Source organism: Hymenobacter sp. 5317J-9, from assembly GCF_022921075.1.
GTDB lineage: Bacteria > Bacteroidota > Bacteroidia > Cytophagales > Hymenobacteraceae > Hymenobacter.
On sequence record NZ_CP095050.1, the window covers coordinates 5,025,220 to 5,049,721 of the forward strand.

Sequence of the window (24,502 nt, forward strand, 5' to 3'; positions counted from 1 at the left end):
ACACCGCACCCCGGTTAAATGCAAGGCCATAGTGGTTTTAAACGCGGTGAAGCCCCTTTCTGCGTTCCAACGGCCTATTTCGCCCGATTAACGGACTGAGGAGCTATTCGAACCCGCACACCGGCCGAATGCGCCGAAAACTCCGGCGCATACAGGCACTGCACCTGGCTGAGCCCGCCCGAAAAGTCGCCCGCCTGGCTCGCCCGCAGCCGGTACTCGAACACGTGCGTGCCGCGCGGCACGGCGCCCAGAAAGAAGTTGGTGGCCGCGTCGCGCGGCGACTCATAATAGCCCAGTCCGTTCTGATAGCGGTAGCCGCTGAGCTGGCCAATGGGCTCCAGACCGGCGGCGCGCTGGTCTTTCAGGTGCACGTATTCCAGCTCGCGGTCGGTGCGCATCACCAGGCGCACCACCAGCACGTCGCCCACGGTCAGCGGCGAGGCGGCCGTGAGCTTCTCAAGCTGCGGCCCGCCTGCCGACGGCACTTCGCGGTAGAGCTGACGCTCCAGGCTGAGCGGCGTGGCGGCGGGCGTCACCTTGTCGAGGTCCTCGAAGTACTGCCAGTAGAGGGCGCCCCAAGCCACGCCGGCGTCGGGCTTGGCCACCGTGACTTTGCCCTGCGCGGGCTGCACCTCGGCCGCCGGCCAGCTGGTTTTGTAGTAGCCGGTGCCCGCCTGGGCCGCTTCGGGCTTCACAGCCTGGCCGCCCACCGTCACTTGCAGCGGCTGGGTGGGCGCCAGCCAGTCGGAGCCGCGCAGCAGCAGGGCGTAGCAGGCGTCGGCGGTGGCGCGGGTGCTTTCCCAGCTGTGGGTTTGCTTTTGCTTGAGCAGCCACAGCTTCAGCTCGTCCACGGATTGTTGGTCGTGATTGATTTCATCGAAGGCTTCGATGAGCGTGGCCTGGGTTTCGGTGGGGGCCTCGCGCCAGTAGTAGCCGCCGCGCACTTCCTTCCAGTACATGCCCAGCTCGGGCGAGTGCAGGGCGTTTTCGGCCAGGGCGCGCATGATTTCCCGGGGGGCCAGCCCGCCGGCCTTTTCGCGCGTCAGGCTCAGCGCAATCAAGGCTTGCAGGTAGCGCGTCTGGGCCGGCCAATACTTGGAGGCTTGTCCCTGGTAGTAAGCGTAGGCATCTTTCGCGCCGGTGGCCGGTACGTTTTGGGGCCAGAAGCTACGGGCGTAGAGCGCCTGAATCTGCAGGTCGCCGAGGTGGTTTTCGGCCAGTTTCACGCCTTTCTGGCGGCGCAGCTCAGCGTAGTCGCGGGCGGTGGCGGCGTCGAGGTAGCGCAGGGCGCTTTGCAATAGCGCCTGGGCCGTGGGGTCGGTGCTGGCATCGAAGGCGCCCAGCTTCCGCAGCTTGCCAAAGCCGGCCACGATGAGCTGGGTGATGTAGCGGTCGGCGGGCATCTGCTCAAACCACGGGAAGGCGCCGTCGGGCAGCTGCATTTTTTGGAGCTTGAGCAGGGCACGGCTGGTTTCGGCTTTCAGGCGGGTTTCATCGAACAGCTCGGTCAGGCGGGCCAGGCGCTCGGTTTCGCTTTGGGCATCACGCACCCAGGGCGTTTCCTGCAACAGCAGGTTCTTGAGCTCCTGGTTTTGGGCCAGCTTGCTGGCGAGGGCATTGCGCTGGGCGGCGGTACCACTCTGGGCCTGGCGCGTCCACTCGGCCAGCACGGTTTTGAAGCGCGGGCTGGATTTGAGAATCTGGGCGGCCAGCAGGTTGGCGTAGAGGCGGCTGAATACCTGCTCGGAGCACTCGTAGGGGTACTCCATGAGGTAGGGCAGGCTTTGCACCGCATACCAGGCCGGGTTGGCCGTCATTTCCAGCGTGAGGCTGTAGTTGCGGCGCGTGGGGCTGCTGGTGCTGGTGAGCTTTTGCAACTCGAAGGTGCGCGTGCCGGGGCCTACGATGGGCAGCGGCAGGCTTTCGGTAACGAGGATGCGGTTCGGAAGCACGGGCACGGTGTTTTCCTCGCCGTCGGACAAGCTGGTTGTCTGCTGTTGGGGGTCGGTGGTCAGGCCCTTCTTGCGCTTCGATTTCTTTCTTTTCTCTTCCCCAACAACTGGCAACGAAGAGCTCACCACCACCCGGTACGTCACTGCTGCCGGCGCAAAATCCGCTGGCAGGCTGATTTCCCAACCCACGGCGGCACTCTGGTGCGCGGCGGCTGAAACAGCTTGCTGCGCCGGGCTTTTCAGCAGCTGGCTGGTAATATCTTGGCCGGTAGCGGCATCGAGCAGGAAAAGCTGAGCCGTGCCACTGGTGGCGTGGTCGGTCAGGTTCGAGAACTTAGCGGGGAAAGTGAAGGTGTCGCCCTGCCGGAAAAAGCGCGGCGCGTTGGGCGTAATCTGGATTTCCTTCTGCGTCACGAGCTGGCGGGCCAGCTGGCCGCTGTGCAGGTTTTTGTCGTGGGCCAGGGCCAGCAGCTGCCAGCGCGTCACCGCCTCGGGCATCTGAAATTCGAGCACCACGTCGCCGTTTTTGTCGGTGTGCAGGGCCGGCTGCCACAGGGCCGTTTCGCGAAAATCGGAGCGAGTGGGCACGGTGCTGAGGTCGGGAGCGGCCGGCGCGGGGCCGGGGCCATGCTCGCACTGCCGCGAATCATGATGCGCTGGGAATTTACCACCCCGCCGGCATTGCCGGCCATGGCCCTGTCAGCGGCCATCGGAGCCGGCATCGCGGCGGCCGTATATGTCTTGTTTTCCACTACTTCTTCCACCACCGTGTGTAAGCCACTGCCACGCTGCGTGCGGCCGGCTTCGCTGAGGTAGTCGGCATGAGTCCGCAGCATGGGGTATTCTATGGGGTAATCCCGGTCACTGTCGGTGGGCGCGAAGAGCGGAACCGCGTTCAGCATCTGGTAAAAAACCTGCCAGCCGAAACGGGTCTGGTAGTACCCATCCCAGAACGCCAACCCCATGAAGTGATGCGGCCGAAAAATATCCAGGCTTTGGTCGTAGAGCGTGGCGAGCAGCTCGGCATCGGCCGCTTTGCCGTTGGCCTGCCGAATGGTCACGCGCCAGGTTTCCTGCTGGCCGGGCTGCAGCTTGTTGCGGAAAGTGGCAATGGATAGCTGCAGCGGCTGGGGCTTCTCCGTCACTTGCACCGTGGCATCGTGGCGGTACACCACGTTGTCGCGGGTTTGCGTGGTGTGAATGAACAGCGGGCCGTTGGCCGTGGCCGGGCCGCTGGGCAGCGTGAGGCGGCGCTGTTCGTTGGCGTTCAGCGTCAGCCACTCCTGCCGCAGCAGCTGGCCATCGCGGTCTACTTCGAGCAGGAGGTGGCCGCCGGCCGCACCGCCGCCCACCAACACGGTGGCGGGCTGGCCCGGGGCCACGGTATCGGCCAGCGTCACAAACCAGTCGGGCGTGGCGAAAGGCACGGTGGCGGCCTGCGAGTCGTAGAGCGTAAAGTCGAGCTGTGCCCGCGCCGAGTCGGCGCCGGCCGCCACGGCTTCGAGGCGGTAGCGGCCCGTGGGCACTCTGGCCACCAGCGCGCCCAGGGCCAGCTGCGCCCCGGCGTTGGTATCGAAAGGGGCGGTTTTGAGTACCGCCGACTTCATTTCGTTTTCAGCCGTTTCCGGCGCCGGGCCGGGCACGCCGGGCGGGTTTGGGCGGTAGTGCAGGGCGCGGAGGCGCAGCGTGCCGGTGGCGGGCACGGGTTCGCCGGTGGCGTTGGTGGCCAGCAGCGTCACAACGGGCAGGTGCTGCTTGTCGGCCATGTTCGGCCCGGCAAGTTGCAGGCTGATGGGGTTGCGGCCGATGGGAAAGGCCCGGGTGCCCGTGCGGGTTTCGCCGGCCGCATCGGTCACGTCGGCCGTGATTTCGAACAGGTAGCCGGGCTCCCAGCCCCGACGCCCCTGCGCGGGTGGCACCAGCGGCGGCGTAAACGTGATGCTGAACCGGCCCTCGCCGTCGGTGAGCGTGCGGCCGTGCGCAATTTCCTGCGTGCCGCGGCTGCCGCCGGGCAGGTAGCCGCCGCGCGAACCGTACACGACGTCGAACAACGGAAACAACTCGCGGCGCGTGACGCGGTAGCTCACCGCGGCGCCGTCGGTGGCTTGCCCGGCGTAGGCGCGGGCCCGGCCGCCCAGGGTGAGCGGCTGGCCCAGCTGCGGCCGGCCGGGCACCGAATCGAGCGTGACCAAAAAGGTGGGGCGCTTGTAGTCTTCCACCGCGAAGCTGGTGTTGCCGTACTCGGTTCGTAGCATCATCTGGCCGTTGAGCAAGCCTGTGGGCAGGACTAATGAGCCATTGAAGCTGCCGTAGTCGGAAGTAGTGAAGGGCAGGGTTTGCACGGGCTGGCCGTTCACGTCCATTAGCCCAACCACCAGCGGCTGTTTAGGTAGTATGTGCGCTTTAGCGCCCAGGCTCTCGGTGAGAATGCCCTTGAAATACACCGTTTGGCCGGGGCGATAAATCGCACGGTCGGTGAACAGAAAAACGTGTCGCTGCGCTACTGGCCCCGAGGGAGTGCCGGGCCGGTAGTAGCTGCCGCTGCCGTTTAGCTGCAGCGTATCGGGGCCGCGCCACGCCCGGGTCCACAGCATGCGCTCGGTCCGGCCCTTGGCCGTGGCGGGCAGGGGCAGCGTCACGATGCCGTTGGCATCGGTTTGCAATACTTCGCTGGTAATCGTGAAATCTTTGGGCGGCGCGGCTTCATACACCCGCGTCGTGGCCTGCACCGGCAAGCCCGCCAACGGTGCGCCCGTTTGGCGGTGCATCAGCAGCAAGCGCAACGCTCCGGTTGTGGCATCGCGCTGGTTCACGGCGCTCAGCTCGCTGGCGCCCAGCAGGGCGTAGCTCGTGACTGCCCCCGGCTGCTCTGCCGTAGGCCGGGTGGCCTGGTTGCTGACCACTACCAGGTAGTACCCCGCCGGCACGGCCGCCCCGGCCACGGCCAGTTTCTGCTCTTTGTAGTCCGGAGGCGCGGCCACCGACATGGCCCACGTCGCGACAGGCGCTTCCTTCAATGCGCGAGCGTAGCGCTGCCCGAACGAGCGCTGCAATGGGTCGTATTCGTAAGACTGCTGCCACTGCTTCAGCGAAATGCGGTAGGCCCAGGCGTATAGCTGGGTCACGTTGCGGGCCGTCACGTCCAGCCGCCACGGCTGGTTGGGCACCACAATGCCCGCCGCCGAAAACGTCAGTTCGGGGCGCTCAAGGTCCGCACGCAGCGCCCGGGCCCGCGCCGCGCCGTGCGACTTCGGAAACCGCGCTTCGGCCTCCCGGGCCAGGCGCACGGCGGCCACGTTGTCGCCGGCTTCGCGCGCGGCCTCGGCCCGCCGCGCCATAAACTCGGTGCTGATGGGCAGCGCTTTATACCTATCGGCCATGCGCACCAGCGCGGGCACGTATTGGGCGGCGAGGGCGGTGTTCTGGGTGAGGCCATGCAGGTAGTCGAGGCGACTCAGGTCCACGTCGGCCAGCGCGGCCAGGTTTTGCGGGGCCAGTTGCTGGCGCGAGGCCGTGAGGCGCTGCAGCAGGTGCAGCGCGTGCAGCGTGCCGTTGAGCGAGTCGCCATCGGGCGCCAGCAGGCGCAGGGCCGCAAACTCGGCCGCCGTCCCGAACAGTCCCGGCTCGGTGGGCTGAAACTGCTGCTCGGGCCGGGTGATGTACAACTCCTGGTTTTTCAGGCCTTCGATGGCGCGCTGGGCCAGCAGGTCATACAAAGTGGGGCGCAGGGCGCGGCCCTCGGCGTCGCCGCCAAGGGCCAGGTCGCCCAATTGGGCCAGGGTGGTTTTCAGCTGGCGCTGGGGCTCGTCTTCTACCGACTGGTAGTAGTGCCGCACAATGGCGGCACCCAGCCGGCTGATGTCCCAGGTGGCCAAGCCCGTGCCGGCATCGGCCCGGGCGTCGGGGTCGGTGCTGGGGGCGGCGCCGGCCGTGCGCTGGTAGAGGCGGTAGCGGTTCTGGTTGAGGTACTGCGTGTAAAGCTCGGCCAGCAGCGAGTGCAGAATGGGCCGGGCCGGGAAGGTAGCCGTCTTCGCTTCGGCTTCGAGCAAGGCGATGGATTTCTCGGCGTCGTCTTCCTCCTTGGCTTGCAGCAACCGGATTTTGTAGAGCAGCGCCCGCACGTAGGCCGGGGTGTTGGCCTCCTTTTTGGCCTGGGCGTAAATGGCCTGCACCAGCGGAGCAGCCGTGGCCGTCTGGCCTTTAGCCAGCAGCGCATCAATCTTTTTCCAGCGGGCCGCATACGGGCCGGGCGGGGTCGGAGCCGCCGAATCGGCGCTCAGAATGGCAGCAAACAACAGCAGAAACAACAGGGAAAGGCGCATAAACAAAGTAACAAGCTGAACCGGTAGTGCCTTAAAGATGCCCGCCGCTCAATTATTGCACAGCCCCGGCGATGCAACCTTTTTTTCGGGGTCTACATCTTCATCGCGCACGTGTTACGTGCGTAGCTTTGCCTGTATTTTTCACCATCAAATTCTTCCATTTTTTCCTTTTTACCACTCCTTTTTTCTATGAAAAACATATTTACTGCCTGTGTCCTCACGGCTGCCCTGGCTGGGGCGACTACCTCCGCCCGCGCCCAGGCGGCCATTGAGTTTGGTCCCCGACTGGGCCTCAACGTCTCGACCGTGAAGGAAAGCGGCGTGCCCGCCGGCCAGTTCAGCCAGGAAACCAAATCCATTGTGGGCGTGCAGGTGGGGGCCACCCTCAACGTGGGCATCAACGACAACTTCTCGTTTCAGCCCTCGCTGTTGTTCTCGCAGAAGGGCGCCGAGTTTGTGGGGTCATTCGACTTCGCCGACAACCCTCCCTACAAAACGTCAATCAAGGTGACGGCCACGCCCAAAATCAACTACCTGGAGCTGCCCCTGAACTTCGTGTACACCTTCGGCGGCCACGACGGCTTCCAGGTGTTTGCCGGCCCCTACGCGGCGCTGGGCGTGAGCGGCAGCGGCTCGGCCAAAGGCACCATCGAAACCAACGACCCCGACCTAATAGCCGCCGGCGCCACGGGCTCGTTCCCGGCCTCGCTCAAGGTAGAGTTTGGTGATAAGCAAAATGATAACGCCAACAACAACAGCACGTCCAACACCCTCTCGGCTACCGTCACGGTGCGCCGCTTCGACGCCGGCCTCAACGCCGGTGTGGGCTACCGCGTGGGGCCGTTTCAGGCACAGTTGGGCTACGGCCTGGGCCTGGTCAACTTCGTGCCCAAAGACACCGACGGCAACGACACCGGCAGCAAGAGCTACAACCGGGTGCTGCAGCTTTCGGCCAACTACTTCTTCGGCGGCAAATAAGCCTGTGCCCCCACGCTGTGCTTGGGTCCGGCAAACGCTCTTCAGCCGAACCCAGGCACAGCTTGGGGCACGCAAAAGCCCCGCTCCGGCAATGCCGGGGCGGGGCTTTTTTTGAAGAGAAAAAACCCGAAAATGGCTTAGGCGGCGCTCACGTTGCTGGCCGGCACGCCGTTGCCCACGAGTACGGCTTCGGCCTGGGCAATGTGGCGCTGAATGTGCACCACCATGAACTCCAGCTGGTCGGTGAGGCGGAAAAGCAGTAGCGGAAAAATGGCGTTTGGAATGCGAATGGCGTTGGCGTTTACCTGCCGGGCCAGCAGCACGAGGCGCAGCAATTCGTCAATCTGGCGGCTGAATACCTCGGCCACGGTGCGCGGCAGGCGCGTGCCGGTGGGCGCGTAGCGCTGCGGCGACTCGTAGGTTTTGACGCTGACGGGCGTGCGCATGGCCTCGATGAAACGCCGCCCGATGTAGCCCGATTTCACGGTGGGGGCGGGCTTGGAGCCGCGGGCCTGGGCCTTGGCAATGCGCGCCGCGATGCTGGGCAAGTAGTAGCCACCCACGATGTTGAGGTGTTCGAGGCACTGGCCGGCGCTCCAGCGGCTGGGGCTGGGCCGGCGGTTGAGTTCCTCGGCGCTCAGGGGCCGAAAGCGCTGCTGCGCCACCACCCGCAGCACCAGCAGGTCGTTGGTGAGTTGGTCAAAAAAATCGGAGGTGGCGCGAACGACAGCGGGCATGGGCGCGGGGGCTAACAAGCCGTAAACATACAATTTAGCAATTGATTCCGAACGGTTTTCTACGCAGTGACGCGCGCCATGGCGGGGCAATTAACTGCCGTTCGGTATCTTGGCCTTATGCTTCAACACCGGATTTTAGGAACTAGTGCACTTGTGGGCCTGCTGACGCTGGCCCTCTCCCCCGCCCGAGCCCAGGCCGTGCCCAACCCCGGCGAGCGGGTCGAAAGCCTCGTCACTTTCGGCGCGCAGTCGGACAAGCAGTGGGGCGACGACGACTTTAGCCAGACCTTCTTCTTCCTCATCCCGGAGAAGCAACGCACTCCGGTGTACATCCGCGTGTTTGACCCCGACTGCGGCGGCAAAAACGACGACCTGAAAGGCTCGGCCAACACCACTACTTCGTTCAGCCTCTACGGCGGCCCGGGCACCTTCAGCGGCCCGCAGGCCCGCGACCCGCGCCCCACCAACCCCACGCCCCCCGGCCGCCTGCTCAAAAGCGTCACCTTTGGGCAAGACCCCAAATACGACGGCAAGTGGTACACCTTCGGCCCGCTCAACCCGCTGGAAGGCGAGATGGTGGACGAGTTTAAGGGCCGGGTGTTCAAGCTGGTAGCCAAGGGGCTGAGTGGCAACGACGGCAATCTGTACCGCTACTTTTTCAGCACCAGCCCCACCGAGAACGTATCGGTTGAGGGCGGCAACGCTTTCACCTACGAGTACTGCTTCCGGCTGCCGGCCACGGCCAGCAAAACCACCGTGCACCTCTACCCCTTCGTGAATGACAAGGTGGTAAGCATTAAGCAAAGCAATTTCGACGCCGATAACGCCGCGGTTTTGCAGGTGTTCAGCATTGCCAAAAACGGCCAGCCCGGCACCATGAGCGGCGACAACGAATGGGCAAGCAGCACGCTGCCCATCGCAGACAAAGAGCACGGCCTCAGCCTCGACATGCGCCTCACCTCGAGCAAGCCCGCCCCCAACGACATGGTGATGTACGTGACCGACCAATACGACACGGCCCTCCCTTTCTTCGCCATCCCGCTGGGCGGCCCGCCCCGCTACCAATACGACGTTAAAGTGAAGGTGCACCGGTAGACGGTGAGGTGGCAAGCAAAAGGAACGTCATGCTGAGCGCAGTCGAAGCATCTCTACCGCGAGAGTAAATAATTACTCCAGCACGCGAGATGCTTCGGCTGCGCTCAGCATGACGTTCTGTTTCTTCCTTCCTACACAAGGCCTCCCCTACTCGTCGGCTTCGCCGTCGCGGCCGGCATTGCGGCGCGGGGCGCCGTGGTCGGCGGCTTCGTCGTCGCCCTGGCCGGAGCGGTTTTCCTGGCGGGCCTGCTGGCCGTAGTTCTGGGCGCGGTCTTCGCTGCGCTGCTCGCCCTGGGCGGGCGAGCCGGCTTTGCTGCCCGGCTGGCTGTCGTCGTAGGCATCGTTGTAGGAGCCACCGCGCGAGCCCATGCCCTGGCCGGTATCGCCGCGGTTGGCCTGCTCCTGCACGTAGCCGTTGCGGTCGTCGCCGGTCGCAAAGTCGGGGGTCTGGCGGGGCTGCTCACGGCCGCGGTCGGCGTAGCCCAGACTGCTGGCGGGGCGCTCGCCGCGGTCGTCGGCAGCGGCGGGGGCATTGGTGGTGTAATTGGGATTCTGCGCGTCGGGGCGGCCTTGCTTGTCGGAGCCGCCCGGCGTGGGCAGGTAGTCTTCGGTCTGGTTGCGATGCTCGCCGGTAGGCTGGGCGCTGCTGCCACTGGTTCCGCCGCGCAGGGAAGTGTGGCCATAATCGGCCGCAAAGCCGGTATCGGTGGGGCTTTGGGCCGAGCCGTTGTCTACCTGCCGGGCGCTGTTGGCATCGGCGCGGTCGGGCTGGTTGCGGTTGTCGCCGTTGGGACCGGCAAACTCGCCGCCGCGCGCCTGGCCGCTGCCAGCTGCCGCGCCGCCGGGGGCGCTGGCTAGCACGGGCCCACGCTCAAAGCCGTAGTTGGGGTGCGCGTCGGGGCGCTCGTCGCGGCCGTCGTAGGTGCGGTAAGCGTTTAGGTCGCCGGAGCCGGGGCGCACGTTGCCCTCGCCGTAGTACTGGGCATCGGCGGGGCCCTGGTGCTCGGTTATGCCTTCACGAAACTGGTTGCCAAAGCCGCCGTGGGTACTGCCCTGCTGGCTTTGCACGCCAAACTCGCCGCGGTTGGGGTCGCTGTCCTGGTTGTCGCGCCGGGTCTGGTCGCGGTAGCTGTCCTGGGTGCTGTTGCTGAAATTGCCGCCGTAGGTGTCGCCGGGCGTGAGGTCGGCAGGGTCGGCTTCCTTGTTTTCCTGCGGGCGGGGGTTGGCTTCCACGGCGCCCTGGCCCACGCCGGTTTCGGCCTCGGCCAGCGACTCGCTCGACGCCGGCGCCGCGGGGCTGCTGATGTCGGGCGTAGCCGTATCGGGAGTCGCAGCCTGCGGCGGGCCGCCAGGAATGCCCACGCCCGCACCGGGGGCGGTGTGGCGGGCGGCTGTGTTGCCTATCGGCCCGTCGATGCGGTTGCCCGCAATGTCGTTGGATTCGGTGTTGAGGTTAAGCGCTTCGTTTTCCATGAGGCGGGCGGGGGCGGGAATGGGTGAAGAATGAACTGCTCGTCTATACGCGGCGCTCAACCCGTTGTTTTCCCGGCGGCCCGGCATTCGGCCGCTCTGGCGCGGCGTTCGGCGCGGCAATTTTACCTTTGCCGGGCCCAGGCCCGTGCGGCGCGCTGGCGGCCAACTCGCCGCCGGTGCCTTACGTTATGCCAAGGCCCCTTATTTACCCCATTCATACGCTCATGCTCACCGGCACCGTTAAATTTTTCGACGACACCAAAGGCTTCGGCTTCATCGTGGCCGACGACAACCAAGAAGAAATTTTTGTGCACCAAACCGGCCTCATCCACGAAATTCAGGAAGGTGACCGGGTGCAGTTCAACATCAAAGCGGGCAAGAAAGGCCCCAATGCCGTGGAGGTTACCCGCATCGTGTAACCATTTGCTATGCAGCCAATGAAAAAGCCGGCCTGCGCACTGCAGGCCGGCTTTTTCATTGGTTGGCAGTGGCCAAAGAAGCCGCTACTTCTTTGCTTCGTGCTTGGCCACGCGCACGCCCACGGCCATGAGGCCGGGCAGCTGGTCCTGGCGCATGTATTGCTCCAGGGTGAGGGTGTAGTTGCCGGGCTTGGCAAAATGCTGGTTGGGCAGGGCCAGCAGTTGCATGTCGTAGATGTCGCCGGTGCCGCTGCCCTTGGGCTCACCGGTTTTGGGGTCCATCAGCAGCATCTGGTGCAGCAGCGGCTTGCCCACGGGGCCGGCCGGGCCCACCAGCGTATGCTTCACGTACAGGTTGTAGTAGCCGTAGCTGGAAGCGTGCCGCACGTTGAAATACACGTCGTAGCGCGCCGCCGTGTCCTCAATAGCAAACGTAAACGCCGGCTTCTGCTGCACGTCCCAGGAGTAGTTGGCGAAGTCCGTGTTCTGCTCAAACACCCGGTTGGGGTCGCAGGCGGTAAGCGCGCACAAAAGCCCGGCGGCAACGGCCGCACGGAAAGCAAAGCGGTGATTCATGCAAGTAGCGGGCATTCGGTAATCAAGCTGACAAATTAAGCGCCGGCCGGAGCAGGTGCGGGGCCAGCCGCGGCACCGCCTTCACCGGCTGGGCCACGGCCGCCGCGGCGGTTGCGGCCACCACGTCCCTCCCGGCGTTCGCCTCCTTCGCGGCGCTCGCCGCCCTCAGCGCGGGGCTCCGAGCCTTCGCGCCGCGGGCGCGGCTCGCCGCCTTCGGCGGCGGGGCGCCGGTTGCGGCCGCCTTCGGGGCGGGCTTCGCCGGGGGTGCTGCCGTTGGCATCAGGGCGCGGCGAGTCGCTGCGGCCGCGGCCGCCCCGGCGGTTGAGCGGGCGGGCAGCGGCGCCGCGGCGGCCGCGCTGCTCGGGCACATCGCCCAAAGCCGGTGTGGGGTTGTCGGCATCGCCGGGGCCGGGGCTGGTCATTTGCTCGGGCGGGCGGGGGCCGCCGGGGGCCGCGCCGGCAGGCCGGCGGCCGTCGCGGGGCGCCCGGCCTTCGCGCGGCTCACGGGGCGGACGGGCCTCGCGGCCTTCGCGGGGCTCGGCGCCAGGCTCACGAGCGGCGCGGGGTTCACGGGGCTCGCGTGGGGCGCGGGTTTCGGCCGCGTCGGTGGCGGCGCCTTCGCGGGCCTCGGGCTTGCCTTTTTTGCGCTTCGAGCGCTTACTGCTCGACTTGATTTTGTCGTCGAGACGGTCGAGCGAACCTTCCACAATGGCCGACACTTCGGGCTCGGGGGCTTCTTCGCGGGGCGGCAGCAGGCTTTCGATGATTTCGCCGCGCTTATTCAGGTCCAGCAGTTCGCGAACGCGAGCCGTGTCCAGCATCACCCAGTTGTTGTCGCCTTTGAAGGCAAACCACATGCGGCGGCGGAAGATGTCGGTTTTCTGCAGGTAGGCTTCGCCCTTGCTGGTTTTCAGCGGGCGCTGCACCTGCGGAATGTCCTTCAGAGCGTCGAGATAGGCGTCGAGCTCGTAGTTGAGGCAGCACTTGAGGCGGCCGCACTGGCCGGCCAGCTTCTGCGGGTTCAGACTCAGGTTTTGGTAGCGGGCGGCCGTGGTGCTCACGGTTTTGAAATCCTGCAGCCAGGTAGAGCAGCACAGCTCACGGCCGCACACGCCGATGCCGCCGATGCGGCCGGCTTCTTGGCGCAGCGAAATCTGGCGCATCTCAACGCGCACCCGGAACTCATCGGCCAGGCGGCGAATGAGCTCGCGGAAATCGACCCGGTCTTCGGCCGAGTAGTAGAACAGGGCACGGGTGCGGTCGGCCTGGTATTCCACGTCGCTCAGCTTCATGCGGAGGCGCAGCTCGCTCACCACGGCACGGGCCCGGAACATGGTGCCGTTTTCGAGGTCGCGCACGGCTTCCCAGCGCTCCACGTCGTCGGGGGTGGCGATGCGCAGCACGTTGCGGATTTCCTTGGCGTCGGTCGCAATCTTCTTTTTGCGCATCTGCAGGCGCACCAGCTCGCCCTTCAGGCTCACGTGGCCCAGGTGCCAGCCGGAGCCGGCCGCCTCCACCACCACGGCGTCGCCGGTGACGAGCGGCAAGCGCTGCTCGTTGCGCATAAACTCTTTGCGACCGCCTTTGAAGCGGATTTCTACGATATCAAAGCCCGCAAACGAGTCGGGCATTTCCACATCCTGGAGCCAGTCGAAGACATTGAGGCGGGTGCAGCCGCCGGAGCTGCAGCCTCCTTTGGAGCCGCAGCCGCCGACTTTGGTGCCGCAGCCACCGCCGGAAGAACATGAAGTACAAGCCACTAGTCAGAAAGTATATAGTTGAGCGGAAACAGGTTTTCCGCGGAAATTCGGTTCCTAGCAAAGATACGTATTTCGGCAAGGGCACCCCGGAAGTGCAGGACTGGCAAGGAAAAAGGGCCCTGCCAATATTGAAAATGCACTTGGACTTTGCAGGATTCAACTCTATCTTGCTTTTAGCACTTTACGCATAAACGTGTAAGATTTTGGCAAAGCAACCAGCGTGGTAAAATCATAAAGTGAGGATTCGATGAATAGAGGCGGTTTTTTGCAATTATTCCATTTTTCAGAATTGAATCCCATTGGCATTTACAATTATTCTGCTCTTATTTGGCCCATCCTTCAACCATTTTTCACAACTACCAACCCCGTTTACCCTATGAAACTACAAAACGTACTCTCCGCCGCTGCCATTTGCGTCGCTTCGACGTTGGCACTTTCCTCCTGCTCCAAAGAAAAAGAGCAGGCCGTTGCCACCCCCGCCGCCGTTTCGCAAGAGACGCTAGGCCAAATAAAAGCCTTGGGCTTTGGCACCCAAGACGTGCGCGCCGTCGACGGTGGCTACGTGGTGGAAGGCGACATGCTGCTGACGCCGGAACTACTGGCCAGCGCCCCCGGCTACTCTACCCTGCGCGTGGGCGACGAAGAGCAGTACCGCACCACCAACCTGGTGACCGGCCTGCCCCGCGTACTCACCGTGAGCATCAGCAGCTCGTTCAACACCTACTATGTGCAGGCCATCGACGAGGCCATCCGTCGCTACAACGCCGCCAACCTGCGGGTGCAGTTTCGTCGCGTGAGCTCGGGTGCCCAGATGCCGGTGAAATACTCTTCGAACTTAGGCACGGGTGTGCTGGGCCAGTCGGGCGGCTTCCCCAGCGGCGGCAATCCCGCCCCCGGCTTCACGCTGGTGCCCAACGTCATCAACAGCACCAACGTGAACTACATCGCCACCATCATGGCGCACGAGATGGGCCACTGCATCGGCATGCGCCACACCGACTACTACAACCGCGCCTACAGCTGCGGCGGCAGCGCTTCCAACGAAGGCGCCAGCACGGTGGGCGCCATCCTGATTCCGGGCACGCCCTCCACGGCCGAGCCCAACTCCTGGATGCTGGCCTGCGTGGGCAACGGCGTCAACCGCCCCTTCACGGCCAACGACCTCACCGCCCTCAACTACATCTACTAGCCGCAGGCAGGTAGGTCATTTCCAACACATTTAATTGAAGAGCCTCGACTCTTATAGGTCGGGGCTCTTTTGTTAAATCAAAGGGGATAACCATCAATTTTTCGAATAATTACTGCTTTCGTCTTCAAACTTTCCACCACCATTTCCAACAAACTTATGCTGACAAAAAACCTGTTTGCTGCCGCCCTTTGCCTCACTTCGGTGTTCGCATTTTCCTCCTGCTCGAAAGAGAAAGAGTCGACTCCCAAAACCGAAGCCCTCTCTGCGGAAGTAATGGGCCAAATCAAAGCGTTGGGCTTTAGTGCCGACGATGTGCGCGCCGTGGACAAAGGCTACGTAGTGGAAGGCGACATGCTGCTGACGCCGGAGCTGCTGGCCAGTGCCCCCGGCTACGGCACGCTGCGCGTGGGCGACGAGGAGCAGTACCGCACCACCAACCTGGTGGGCAGCCTGCCCCGCACGCTGACCGTGAGCCTGGCCAGCGGCTTCCCGGCCGCCTACAGCACGGCTATCGACGAAGCCATTGCTCGCTACAACGCGGCCAACCTGCAGCTTCACTTCACCCGCGTTTCGAGCGGCGGCGACTTGCCGGTGAAGTATTCGGCTGACCTGGGTCCGGGCGTGCTGGGCCAGTCGGGTGGCTTCCCCAGCGGCGGCAACCCCGCCCCCGGCTTCACGCTGGTGCCCAACGTCATTAACAGCACCAACGTGAACTACATCGCCACCATCATGGCCCACGAGATGGGCCACTGCATCGGCATGCGCCACACCGACTACTACAACCGTCAGTATAGCTGCGGCGGGCGCAAAGCAAATGAAGGGGCCAGCACGGTGGGCGCCATCCTGATTCCGGGCACGCCCTCCACGGCCGAGCCCAACTCCTGGATGCTGGCCTGCGTGGGCAACGGCGTCAACCGCCCCTTCACCGCCAACGACCTCACCGCCCTCAACTACATCTACTAGCCTCAAGCAAGTAGCAGATACAAAAAGCCCCGACTCATTGCTGAGTCGGGGCTTTTTGCTGTGGGTCCGCCGCCGGTTTTGGCGGGTCTACTGAATGACCACCCGCAGGGTTTGCCTGGGCGAGTTCTCTTGCTGCATCTGCAGCAGGTAGAGTCCGGGCTTCAGCCCCTCGGTTTCAATTTGGTTAATCAGGCCCTCGGCCGTGGCCGTGCGTTGGTAACGGCCCAGCATGTCGTAGAGGCGAATGAGCACGGGGGTGGCGCTGTTGGCCACCACGGTGAGCGGCGCGCCAGCCGGCACGGGGTTGGGGTAGGCCTGCAGCTGGCCCGCGCCCAGCAAGTAGGCTTCTTCGGTGCCGCTATAGAACTGCTGGCCGGCCACGTTGTCGAGGCGCACGCGGTAGAGGTAGCGTCCCGCGGCCGGCGGCACGTCGGTGAAGGTGAAACGGGGGCTAGTGAGCGGGGCGATGGTTTGCACGGCTTCGTAGCCCCCCGAGCCCATGCGCTCCAGCGTGGCCGAGCGCAGCCGGAATACGGTGCCCAGCTCCACATCGAAGCGAAGCGACGCATCGACCAGCTGCCGGGGCAGAAACGAGCGAAAGTAGCATGCCGTGCCCTGGGTGGCAAAGTCGATGGTGGAACCGGGCTGCGCTATTGCGCCGCGCAATAGTGGCGCCACGGCGTAGTAGCGCGTTTGCGCCATCTGGGTGCGGCTGAGGACCAGCGCGGTATCGGTGCTTAGCTGCGCCAGGGGCACCAGCGTGGTGGCGCCCAGTTGGTACACCTGGTAGCCGGTGGCCCCGGGCACGCGGCGCCATTGCAACAAGGTTTCATCGGGGCAGGTGTAGCCTACCTGCACCGCGGGGGGCTGCACAATGGCGAAGGTATCGGAGGCAAAATCATGGTTTCCAACTACAAATCGCAGTTGCGCCAACGTGGTGGTATCGGGTACGGCCCAGGTGTAGCGGTTGGGCGCGAGGGGCACTGCAGCGCCCACGGCCCGCCACTGCGCGCGGCCAACCGGGCGATATTCAAGGCGGCCGGTGGCGGTGGTTGAGCCATTCCAGTACCAGAGCAGCGTGGCAGCTGCGCCGGGCCTCACATTGAGGGCGCGCTGCGGGCTGCGCCATTCCAGCGCCGTCGGGGTGGCTTCGTAAGCCAGGCTGAAGGCCTGCGGACCCTGCGGCACGGCAAAGCCGCGCACGTGCAGCTCGTAGGTGCCGGCCGTGGGCACAGTCAAGGTGATTTGCTCGGCGTTGTTGAGGTGGTCAGCCCGGCGGCGGGCCGGGAGTGTCAGCGAGTCGAGTCGCGGGAAACTGCTGAGGGCCCACGGCAGCCAGCGCTGGCCCGTGCTGGTTGAGACCAGCTCCAGGTCGAGGTCGTTCACCAACGCTTTGGCGGCGTTGGCAGCGGCTTCGGGGTCGTTCCAGACTAGGGTGGCTTTGAACTGCTGGCCGGCGGGCACCGACACGGTGAACACCTGCTCGGCGCCCTGGGCCACGCTGCCACTGAAAAACTGGTTGCCGCGCATGGTGGTCAGCGCGCCCAGCGCATCGGCCTGCCCGTAGCCGCTCACAAAATCGACTTCGGGCCGGCCCAGGTCGTCGGCGCTGTTCAGGAGCACGGCTTTCACGAGGGCGGCGGGGGGCAGCGCGCCGCTGTGCTGGTCGCGGTAGGCCTGCTGGAGTAGCACGCCGATGCCCGACACCAGCGCGGCGGCCTCGGAGGAGCCGCCTTCGCCGTAGGCCACCAGTTCGGGCTTGAGGCGGCCGTCGTAGGCCGGACCGCGCGAACTGAGGTTGGCCACCTGCCCGCCGGGGTCGGTGGCGCCCACGGTGAGGGTGTTTTTCGACATCTTGAACTGCCCCGTGACGTTGGCCACGCCCGCCAGCCCGGCGTAGGGGCCGCTGGGGCTGGCGGCCGTGCCCACGTTGCCCGACGAAAACACGTGCAGCAGCGTGGGATATTGCCGCACCTGCCGGTCGTATTCCAGCGACTCGATGCCGTAGTAGTTCTCAATGGCCACGCCGTAGGAATGGTTTTGCACCGACACGCCGGCCGCCGCCAGCTGGGCGCCGTCGTCGGGCAGCAGGCGCGCAAAATCGGAAGTGGTGAGGCGCACCTGCCGGGCCACACCGCGGCCCAACGGGCTGGAGTTGCCGGCGCCGCCGATGAGCGTGGCCATTGCCGTGGCGTGGTCGGAAAAAGGGGCCGGAAACGCAGTTGGGTTGATGACCCGACCACTAAAATCAATGTCGTTGGGGTCGAAGGGCAACTCTTTCACCGATACGGCCAAGCCCTGGCCGGCCAGCTGCGGAAAGCGCGAATGCACAGCCGCAATGGCATTTACCGATAAGTCGGAATTATTGAGCTGGCGCTCCTCGTGGGCCGGGCGGTCGGCCACGTCCACAAATTCCACGAAGGGGCTGGCGGCCAGCTGCTGCACGGCGGCCGGGCTGAGGCCGCTCACGGCCAGCGTACGGGGCGAGGCGCCGGGTTGCGATACCTGGGCCGTGAGCCGAGACTGGCGCAGCCACTCCCGAAAAGCGGCGGGGTCGGTGACGCGCACGCGCACCGCGACTTGGGCTTGGCCGGTTTGGCGCCCGGCGGGTACCAGCAGCCCGGGGGCGAGTTTGGCGCGGCCGGGAGCAGGCGCTGGCTTTTGGGCCAGCAGCAGCTGAGGCGGCAACAGCAAGGCCAGCAACACGTGCCAGCCGCGGCGGCGCCACCTGGGCAACGGCATAAAAACCCGGGCTGGCCGGTGGTTAGCTTGCCTCATGCACTTGACTGAATTGGGTAGAGAATGCAGCTACAAACGCTTCCGTTCAAAGGTAAACGCTAATGCCTGGACTGTGTTGGCGGGCAGCTTTGGGCCCGACAGCACACCGCCTATTTCACCACCCGCACCGTGGGGCCATCGGTGATGAACAGAGTGCCGCCGGCATCTACGGCAATGCCATACGGGCCGCTGAACCGTGCTTCCGGGCCGGGGCCGTCGAGGTGGCCGGCCCGCAGGACCGAACCCGCCAGCGTCGACACTTCGCCCGAAGGCGAGATGTTGCGAATGGTGGCATTCAGGTGGTCGGCCACGTACACGTTGCCGCTGTTGTCGACGGCCAGCCCGGTGGGAAACAGAAAGCGGGCGCTGCTGCCCGGCCCATCGGCGGCGCCGTGCTTGCGGGCCACGCCGGCCAGGGTGCTCACGGCGCCATCGGGCGTGATTTTGCGGATGGTGTGATTGCCGTTGTCGGCCACGTACACATTGCCCGCGGCATCGACGGCGACGCCCGCCGGATGGAAAAACCGGGCGCTGGGCCCTGCCCCGTCGGTACTGCCTTTTTGCCGGGCCGCCCCGGCCAGGGTGGTCACGCCGCCAAGTGGGGATATTTTGCGAATGGTGTGGTTGTCCGTATCGGCCACGTACACATTGCCTGCGGCATCGGCGGCCACGCCGTGGGGCAAGTTGAACCGGGCCGCAGCCGCGCCATCGACGGCGCCTTTAACGCCCGCCGTGCCAGCCAGGGTACTCACCTCCCCTGCCGGAGAAATCCTGCGGATGGTGTGGTTGTCGGCATCGGCCACGTACAGGTTGCCGCCGGCGTCCAGCGCCAGGCCCACCGGGTGGAAGAAGCGGGCCGAAGCTGCGGGGCCGTCGGCGCGGCCTTGGTTTCCGGCGGCGCCAGCCACCGTGGTCACGGCACCCGCCGGCGTGATTTTGCGCACGGTCATGTTTTCCGCGTCGGCCACAAACAGGGTACCGTCGGGGGCCACGGCCAGGCCCATGGGGGCAGCAAACCGTGCCTCAGCACCCACTGCGTCCACGCTGCCTTTGCTGGCGGGCGCGCCGGCCAGGGTGCTTACCACGGCCCGCGACGAATAGGGCACCTCTTTAACGGGCACAAATACCACGCGTTGGGCCCGGGCACCAGCAACCGGGAAAGCCAGCAACACCACCCATCCCCAACGTAACCAACAAGGCAGCATGAAAAGGCAGAAATGCACGTGAGTCTCAAAGGTATGGCTTATACCAAAAACGCCCCGACCGGTTTGGTCGGGGCGTTTTTGGCAAAGAATCGCAGCGCGCCGCTTATGCGCCCGGCTTCAGCACCACTTTGGTGCAGTTGTCCTTTTTGTGGCGGAAGATGTCGTAGCCGTGGGGGGCTTCCGAAAGCGGCAGGCGGTGCGAGATGATGTCGTCGAGCCGCACGTCGCCATCCGACACGTGCTTCAGCAGCTTGTCGATGTGCTTGTGGGCGGGCGCCTGACCGGCCTGGATGATGATGCCCTTGTCGAAAATCTGGTGGATAGGGAAGTTGTCGTAGGGCGAGGAGTACACGCCCAGGATGGACACGAACCCGCCGCGGCGCACGGCGCTGAAGCAGGCTAGCATCACCTTATCCGAGCCTTTTTCAAGGTTGATGACGGCCTTGGCGCGGTCGCCGAGGCTGCGGTCGGGCTCGAAGCCCACGGCTTCCACCACCACGTCGGCGCCGTAGCCGCGCGTTTTGCTCCGGATTTCGTCCACCACCTGGTCGTGGCTTTCCCAGAGGATGCCTTCGGCGCGGGCGGCCTTGGCGGCCAGGTTGAGGCGGTACTGCTGGGTGTCCACAATCATGACGCGCGAGGCACCGCGCAGCCAGGCCGACTTAGCGGCCATGATGCCCACCGGGCCGGCACCGAAAATGGCCACCGTTTCGCCGCCTTTCACGTTGGCCCAGTCGATGCCGGAATAGCCCGTGGGGAAGATGTCGGTGAGGAAAAGTACCTGTTCGTCGGTCAGGTTGTCGGGCACTTTGCGGGGGCCGTAGTCGGCGTAGGGCACGCGGGCGTACTCGGCTTGGCCGCCGTCGTAGCCGCCGTACAAATCCGTGTAGCCAAACAACGCGCCGCCTTTTTCGGTCATCAGGCCGCCTTCGGGGCCGTAGTGCTCGGGGTTGGAATTTTCGCAGTGGCCGGGCAGGTCGTGGTTGCAAAACAGGCAGTGGCCGCAGGCAATGGGAAACGGCACCACCACCCGGTCGCCGCGCTTGAGGTTGGTCACGCCCTTGCCCACTTCCTCCACAATGCCCATGAACTCGTGGCCCAGCACCATGGGCCGGGGCTGCGGAATGCTGCCGTTGTAGATGTGCAGGTCGGAGCCACAAATGGCCGTGCTGGTAACGCGAATGATGGCGTCGCGCGAGTCCTGAATTTCGGGGTCGTCAACGTTGTCGACCCGCACGTCGCGGGCACCGTGAATGCGTAGCGCTTTCATGAAAAGGGATTTGGAAGTGGAAAGGAAGAACTCCTGTTCCTAACGGCCTCGTTTTCGTGGGGTTGCTCCCTCCCCCGTCGGAAGACAGGTTAGCCTCGGCCATGCTGCGGCTACTGCACCTGATATACTGCCACTCCCGCCGCCGTGAAAATATAAGCGTACGTTTCGCCCACCAGCACCTGGCGCACGGCGGCCGGGTCGAGGCCGGCGGGCAGGGCCACGCGGCGCTCGGCTAGGGTGTAGAGGTTGAAAAAGTGTAGCGCCCCGGCGTCGAGGTAGTACAGCTCATCGCCTCTGAAGCCTATCATGCTCAGGCCGGTAAAGGGCAGCTTTTTCTTGTAGCTGCCGAAATTATCGAACACGTAGATGCCCGTGCTGCGGTCCACGAGGTAGAGATTGTTCTGGTACTGGCGCAGGAAGCGGAAGTCGGGCCGTGAGCGCCCAATCAGCAAATCGAGCGGAGTATTCTGCAGCAGGCGCAGGGAATTGGGGTCGAATTGGCGCAGCACGAGGTTGCTCTCATCGAGCAGCCAGATGCGGTTATCGGGTGCCAGCGTGGCCGCCCGAATGGTGCCGTCCACGTAGTCGGCCAGCCGCACTTCGGCAATGGGCGCCAGAAACCGGTCGAGCAAAACGAGCTGCTGCCGGTCGTCGTTGAAGACGAGGGTAGTGGTCACGTTCCAGGCTTCTACCTGGGCGGCGTGGCCGGGCTGGGCAGGGGCGTAGGTGTTCAGCAGCAGGCCTTCGGGGCCGAACTGGCGCAGGTTGTTGTCGGCATCGGCCACGTAGAGGGCGCCGCGCCGGTCGAGCGAGGCCGCGCCGGGGGTGGGCAGTTTGATGTCGCGCAGCAACTTCCAGGGAGTGCCGGCGGAGGCGACTCCCACCACCGGGGCCGGCGCTGGGACCGGCTGCACTGGGGAGACCACCTGTTTGGAAGCCGGAGCCGTGGAAGCGGCAGATGGCACGGTGACCTGGGCATGGGTGGAAAAGGCACAAAGCACTAGGAGCATTAAAATCCCCCCGCTACCAGAACGGTCATGCTGAGCTTGCCGAAGCATCTCTACCGCGCGAGTAATGTAGTTACTGCTGCGGGAGAGATGCTTCGGCAAGCTCAGCATGACGTTCTCATTATTCTTCATTCCCTACTGCTCAAAATGCCGCAAAGCCAATTCGTTGCCGTCATACACGCCATAGCTGCAATAATTGACCCATTCGCCCAGGTTGACGTAGCGGCTGCCCGCGGCCACTGCCACATCGAGCGGCAGGTGCCGGTGGCCGAACACGTAGTAGTCGTGGTGCAAACGCGTTTCGACCTCGCGGCAGTATTGCAGCAGCCACTCCTCGTCGCCGAAGTATTTGGTGTCGTCCTTGCCGGCCTGCATGCGGCTGCGGCGGCTCCAGCGGTTGGCCATGCCAATGCCGAAATTGGGGTGCAGCCGCGCAAACAGCCACTGCGCCAGCGAAGAGGTGAACACCCGCTTCAAGGCCTTATAGCTGTAGTCCTTGGGCCCCAGCCCATCGCCGTGCCCAATGTGAAACATCTGGTTGCCAATGCGCTGCGACACTTCCCGACGCAGCACCGGAATGCCCATTTCCTGGGTAAAGTAGCCGAACATCCACATGTCGTGGTTGCCGGTGAAGATGGTGATGGGAAGGCCGGCGTCGGTTAGCTCCGCCAGCTTGCCCTGCAGCCGAATGAAGCCCCGCGGCACGGCGTGCCGGTACTCAAACCAGAAATCGAACAAATCGCCCAGCAGGTAGATGGCCGCCGCGTCGCGGGCCGCTTCATCCAGCCAGCGCACAATGCGCTTTTCCCGCTCCAGGGAAGCCGCCGCGTTGGGTGCCCCCAGGTGAAAATCGGAGGCGAAGTAGACTTTTTTGCCCGGCGGCAGGGCCAGGTCGGGCAGCGTGAGGGCTTGCTTCATGTAGTAATGAGGAGTGAAGAAGGAAGAGTGAGGAATTGCGGCAAAAGCAATTCTTCATTCCTCATTCTTCCTTCTTAAGTAAGCGCAGCGTCGTCGTCTTCCAGTAAAAACAACGCAATGCGGCGCGGACCGTGGGCGCCCAGCACAAGGGTCTTTTCAATGTCGGCGGTGCGGCTGGGGCCGGTGGTGAGCGACACCATGGAAGGCAGTTGCGCGCCGTAGCGGGCCTGCATCACGCGCAGGGCATCGCCGATTTCGGCCACCACCTGGCTGGGGCGGGCCAACACCAAATGCTGGTCGGGGTAGATGCTCAGCCGCCGCCCGCTGCCCGTGGCCGCCGATACCAGCACGCTGCCCGTGCGCGCCACCAGCGCCTCGCAGGAAGTCAGGCTCAAGTCGGCTTGCTCAATGAACTCGGTTTCATCGGCCCGAAACGCCACGCCGGCCTTATAGAGTAGCGCCTGCAGCTCGGGCTCCCACACAAACGGAATGCCCACCTGCTGCCGCTGGCGAAAGCCGGCCAACTGCGCCGCCAGGTGCGGCAGCGACTCGCAGTAGTAGAACTCCCCGCCCACCCGCTGGAAGCTTTCGGCAAAAGCCACCACGGGGTCATCGCCGCCCAGCGGCGGGTGCACCGGCGCGGCAAAGTCGGGCCGGGGTGGCAGTTGGGCAGGGCCGGCCGCCAGCCCCTGCCGGATGCGGGCCAGCACGGCCGCCCGGGCTCCGGTGGCAGAATTTTCTGAATCCATGGCGCAAAGCAAGCTGAAACGGCGAAGATAAAGCCGGGCCGGCCTCCCGGTTCTGGGTCAGGTAACCTTGGTTGGGCGTCGGGCATCTGCCCGACCGGCGCAGCACCGCTTGCGCGCTTACTTTTACTCGCTGCTCAAAACGCCTTTTTTCTACTCACTTCCATGACTACACTTTTACGCTCGGCGCTGCTTGCTTGCTTTGGACTGCTTCTGTTGCCGCTATACGGTGCTGCGCAGCAAGTTTCGGGCACTGTTTCCAGCGCTACCTCGCAACAGCCGTTGCCCTTCGTCAACATCGGCCTGCCGGCGCGGGGCCTCGGGACGGTGGCCGACGAACAGGGCCGCTATCAGCTGCGCTACAACCCTGCTTACGCCGCCGATACCGTTCGGATTTCCAGCGTGGGCTTTGAGCCGCGGCTGGTCACGTTTGCCACCCTGCTGGCCGCGCCTAATGTGGCCCTCACGCCAGCCGCCGTGTCGCTGACCGAGGTGAGCGTGCTGGCTAATAATACTAAGCTGCGCACGCACACGCTGGGGCTGGCCAAACCGTCGTCGCACTTCGACATGCACATGTCTTCCAACGAGTTGGGCACCGAGCTGGGCACCATCATTCGCCTGGCCCGGCGGCCGGCACTGGTGCAAACTCTGCACATAGCCGTGGTAAAAAACGAGGCCGGGCCCCTCACCTTCCGCCTCAACCTCTACCGCCTCGACGCCAAAGGCCTGCCCACCAACGACAAGCTGCTGAGCCGCGACGTGCTGCTCACGGCTTCCGCAACGCCCGGCGTGCTCACCGCTGACCTCACGGCCGACCACCTGGTGCTGGACCAAGACTTTCTGCTGGCCGTGGAGTGGGTGAAAGGCACCGACGCGGCTGCTACCGACCTCACCAAGCGCTTGGGCTTTGGCGGCTCCCTCAGCTACGGCTACGATATTTTCATGCGCCGTACCAGCCAGGCCGCCTGGAAAAAGCCCACCTTCAAAAGCAACATGCCGCTGCTGGGCCTGCGTCCGCAAGTGGCTTTTTACACTACCGTGCGCGACTAAACGCTTCACATATGGCCGCAAAAAAGCCCGCTTCTGCAATCAGAAGCGGGCTTTTTTTCTTAGA

Annotated in this window: 18 protein-coding genes; 6 read left to right on the top strand and 12 right to left on the bottom strand. The window is 64.7% G+C overall.

The window, feature by feature from the left end:
• Positions 1-74: 74 nt before the first annotated feature.
• Together MUN81_RS21090 and MUN81_RS21095 are read right to left on the bottom strand one after the other, a co-directional pair.
• The gene (locus tag MUN81_RS21090) at positions 75-2,540 is read right to left on the bottom strand and encodes an alpha-2-macroglobulin family protein (RefSeq protein WP_245114045.1); all 2,466 of its coding nucleotides are present in this window, start codon (positions 2,538-2,540) and stop codon (positions 75-77) included.
• Positions 2,435-6,274, bottom strand: coding sequence for an MG2 domain-containing protein (locus tag MUN81_RS21095; protein WP_245114046.1), 3,840 nt, complete (start codon positions 6,272-6,274; stop codon positions 2,435-2,437). Before MUN81_RS21095 ends, MUN81_RS21090 begins: the two co-directional genes overlap by 106 nt.
• A 189-nt stretch (positions 6,275-6,463) precedes the next feature.
• Here MUN81_RS21095 and MUN81_RS21100 point away from each other — a divergent pair, with 189 nt between their 5' ends.
• Positions 6,464-7,252: a porin family protein gene (locus MUN81_RS21100; protein WP_245114047.1), complete on the top strand. Its 789-nt coding sequence runs from the start codon at positions 6,464-6,466 to the stop codon at positions 7,250-7,252.
• 137 nt (positions 7,253-7,389) lie between these two features.
• Here the strand turns inward: MUN81_RS21100 and MUN81_RS21105 are convergent, their stop codons facing one another.
• Positions 7,390-7,989 carry a DinB family protein gene (locus MUN81_RS21105; protein ID WP_245114048.1) on the bottom strand — a complete coding sequence of 200 codons (600 nt, stop codon included), beginning with the start codon at positions 7,987-7,989 and terminating at the stop codon, positions 7,390-7,392.
• Between the two features lie 117 nt (positions 7,990-8,106).
• Between MUN81_RS21105 and MUN81_RS21110 the strand changes: the two genes are divergently transcribed.
• Complete coding sequence (locus tag MUN81_RS21110) at positions 8,107-9,084, top strand: hypothetical protein (RefSeq protein ID WP_245114049.1); 978 nt, start codon at positions 8,107-8,109, stop codon at positions 9,082-9,084.
• A 147-nt stretch (positions 9,085-9,231) separates the two neighbouring features.
• Here the strand turns inward: MUN81_RS21110 and MUN81_RS21115 are convergent, their stop codons facing one another.
• Positions 9,232-10,557, bottom strand: a complete 1,326-nt coding sequence (locus MUN81_RS21115) for a hypothetical protein (RefSeq protein WP_245114050.1) — start codon at positions 10,555-10,557, stop codon at positions 9,232-9,234.
• A gap of 224 nt (positions 10,558-10,781) precedes the next feature.
• Between MUN81_RS21115 and MUN81_RS21120 the strand changes: the two genes are divergently transcribed.
• Positions 10,782-10,976, top strand: a complete 195-nt coding sequence (locus MUN81_RS21120; RefSeq protein ID WP_190928503.1) for a cold shock domain-containing protein — start codon at positions 10,782-10,784, stop codon at positions 10,974-10,976.
• Between the two features lie 84 nt (positions 10,977-11,060).
• On the opposite strand, the gene MUN81_RS21125 is transcribed toward MUN81_RS21120, so the two are convergent.
• Both MUN81_RS21125 and ricT read right to left on the bottom strand, forming a co-directional pair.
• Complete coding sequence (locus MUN81_RS21125) at positions 11,061-11,552, bottom strand: gliding motility lipoprotein GldH (RefSeq protein WP_245114052.1); 492 nt, start codon at positions 11,550-11,552, stop codon at positions 11,061-11,063.
• Positions 11,553-11,587: 35 nt separating this feature from the next.
• Positions 11,588-13,312 (bottom strand): regulatory iron-sulfur-containing complex subunit RicT, encoded by a 1,725-nt coding sequence (ricT, locus tag MUN81_RS21130; protein WP_245114054.1) that lies wholly within the window; start codon positions 13,310-13,312, stop codon positions 11,588-11,590.
• A 376-nt stretch (positions 13,313-13,688) separates the two neighbouring features.
• On the opposite strand from ricT, the gene MUN81_RS21135 reads away from it, so the two are divergent.
• Together MUN81_RS21135 and MUN81_RS21140 are read left to right on the top strand one after the other, a co-directional pair.
• Positions 13,689-14,501: a M57 family metalloprotease gene (locus MUN81_RS21135; protein WP_245114055.1), complete on the top strand. Its 813-nt coding sequence runs from the start codon at positions 13,689-13,691 to the stop codon at positions 14,499-14,501.
• A gap of 156 nt (positions 14,502-14,657) precedes the next feature.
• Positions 14,658-15,464 (top strand): M57 family metalloprotease, encoded by an 807-nt coding sequence (locus MUN81_RS21140; RefSeq protein ID WP_245114057.1) that lies wholly within the window; start codon positions 14,658-14,660, stop codon positions 15,462-15,464.
• 87 nt (positions 15,465-15,551) lie between these two features.
• Here MUN81_RS21140 and MUN81_RS21145 read toward each other — a convergent pair whose 3' ends face one another.
• The 6 genes from MUN81_RS21145 to MUN81_RS21170 form a co-directional block, all read right to left on the bottom strand.
• A complete protein-coding gene (locus tag MUN81_RS21145) occupies positions 15,552-18,206 on the bottom strand; it encodes a S8 family serine peptidase (protein WP_245114058.1) in 2,655 nt (884 codons plus the stop codon).
• Positions 18,207-18,352: 146 nt separating this feature from the next.
• Positions 18,353-19,363, bottom strand: coding sequence for an NHL repeat-containing protein (locus MUN81_RS21150; protein ID WP_245114059.1), 1,011 nt, complete (start codon positions 19,361-19,363; stop codon positions 18,353-18,355).
• 187 nt (positions 19,364-19,550) lie between these two features.
• Positions 19,551-20,717 carry a zinc-dependent alcohol dehydrogenase gene (locus tag MUN81_RS21155; RefSeq protein WP_245114060.1) on the bottom strand — a complete coding sequence of 389 codons (1,167 nt, stop codon included), beginning with the start codon at positions 20,715-20,717 and terminating at the stop codon, positions 19,551-19,553.
• A 110-nt stretch (positions 20,718-20,827) separates the two neighbouring features.
• Entirely contained in the window at positions 20,828-21,682 is an 855-nt protein-coding gene (locus tag MUN81_RS21160) for a hypothetical protein (RefSeq protein ID WP_245114061.1), read from the bottom strand.
• A 177-nt stretch (positions 21,683-21,859) separates the two neighbouring features.
• Complete coding sequence (locus MUN81_RS21165) at positions 21,860-22,642, bottom strand: UDP-2,3-diacylglucosamine diphosphatase (protein WP_245114062.1); 783 nt, start codon at positions 22,640-22,642, stop codon at positions 21,860-21,862.
• A gap of 74 nt (positions 22,643-22,716) precedes the next feature.
• On the bottom strand, positions 22,717-23,391 hold the full coding sequence (locus MUN81_RS21170; protein WP_245114067.1) for an LUD domain-containing protein: 675 nt from the start codon (positions 23,389-23,391) through the stop codon (positions 22,717-22,719).
• A gap of 162 nt (positions 23,392-23,553) precedes the next feature.
• On the opposite strand from MUN81_RS21170, the gene MUN81_RS21175 reads away from it, so the two are divergent.
• Positions 23,554-24,438, top strand: coding sequence for a carboxypeptidase-like regulatory domain-containing protein (locus tag MUN81_RS21175; RefSeq protein WP_245114068.1), 885 nt, complete (start codon positions 23,554-23,556; stop codon positions 24,436-24,438).
• Positions 24,439-24,502 lie beyond the last annotated feature (64 nt).

Coding starts and splice junctions, on each gene's coding strand:
- MUN81_RS21115 (WP_245114050.1), bottom strand. CDS start 10,557: ATGGAAAACGAAGCGCTTAACCTCAACACCGAATCCAACGACATTGCG.
- MUN81_RS21095 (WP_245114046.1), bottom strand. CDS start 6,274: ATGCGCCTTTCCCTGTTGTTTCTGCTGTTGTTTGCTGCCATTCTGAGC.
- MUN81_RS21110 (WP_245114049.1), top strand. CDS start 8,107: ATGCTTCAACACCGGATTTTAGGAACTAGTGCACTTGTGGGCCTGCTG.
- MUN81_RS21145 (WP_245114058.1), bottom strand. CDS start 18,206: ATGCCGTTGCCCAGGTGGCGCCGCCGCGGCTGGCACGTGTTGCTGGCC.
- MUN81_RS21125 (WP_245114052.1), bottom strand. CDS start 11,552: ATGAATCACCGCTTTGCTTTCCGTGCGGCCGTTGCCGCCGGGCTTTTG.
- MUN81_RS21100 (WP_245114047.1), top strand. CDS start 6,464: ATGAAAAACATATTTACTGCCTGTGTCCTCACGGCTGCCCTGGCTGGG.
- MUN81_RS21155 (WP_245114060.1), bottom strand. CDS start 20,717: ATGAAAGCGCTACGCATTCACGGTGCCCGCGACGTGCGGGTCGACAAC.
- MUN81_RS21175 (WP_245114068.1), top strand. CDS start 23,554: ATGACTACACTTTTACGCTCGGCGCTGCTTGCTTGCTTTGGACTGCTT.
- MUN81_RS21170 (WP_245114067.1), bottom strand. CDS start 23,391: ATGGATTCAGAAAATTCTGCCACCGGAGCCCGGGCGGCCGTGCTGGCC.
- MUN81_RS21105 (WP_245114048.1), bottom strand. CDS start 7,989: ATGCCCGCTGTCGTTCGCGCCACCTCCGATTTTTTTGACCAACTCACC.
- MUN81_RS21135 (WP_245114055.1), top strand. CDS start 13,689: ATGAAACTACAAAACGTACTCTCCGCCGCTGCCATTTGCGTCGCTTCG.
- MUN81_RS21140 (WP_245114057.1), top strand. CDS start 14,658: ATGCTGACAAAAAACCTGTTTGCTGCCGCCCTTTGCCTCACTTCGGTG.
- MUN81_RS21165 (WP_245114062.1), bottom strand. CDS start 22,642: ATGAAGCAAGCCCTCACGCTGCCCGACCTGGCCCTGCCGCCGGGCAAA.
- MUN81_RS21120 (WP_190928503.1), top strand. CDS start 10,782: ATGCTCACCGGCACCGTTAAATTTTTCGACGACACCAAAGGCTTCGGC.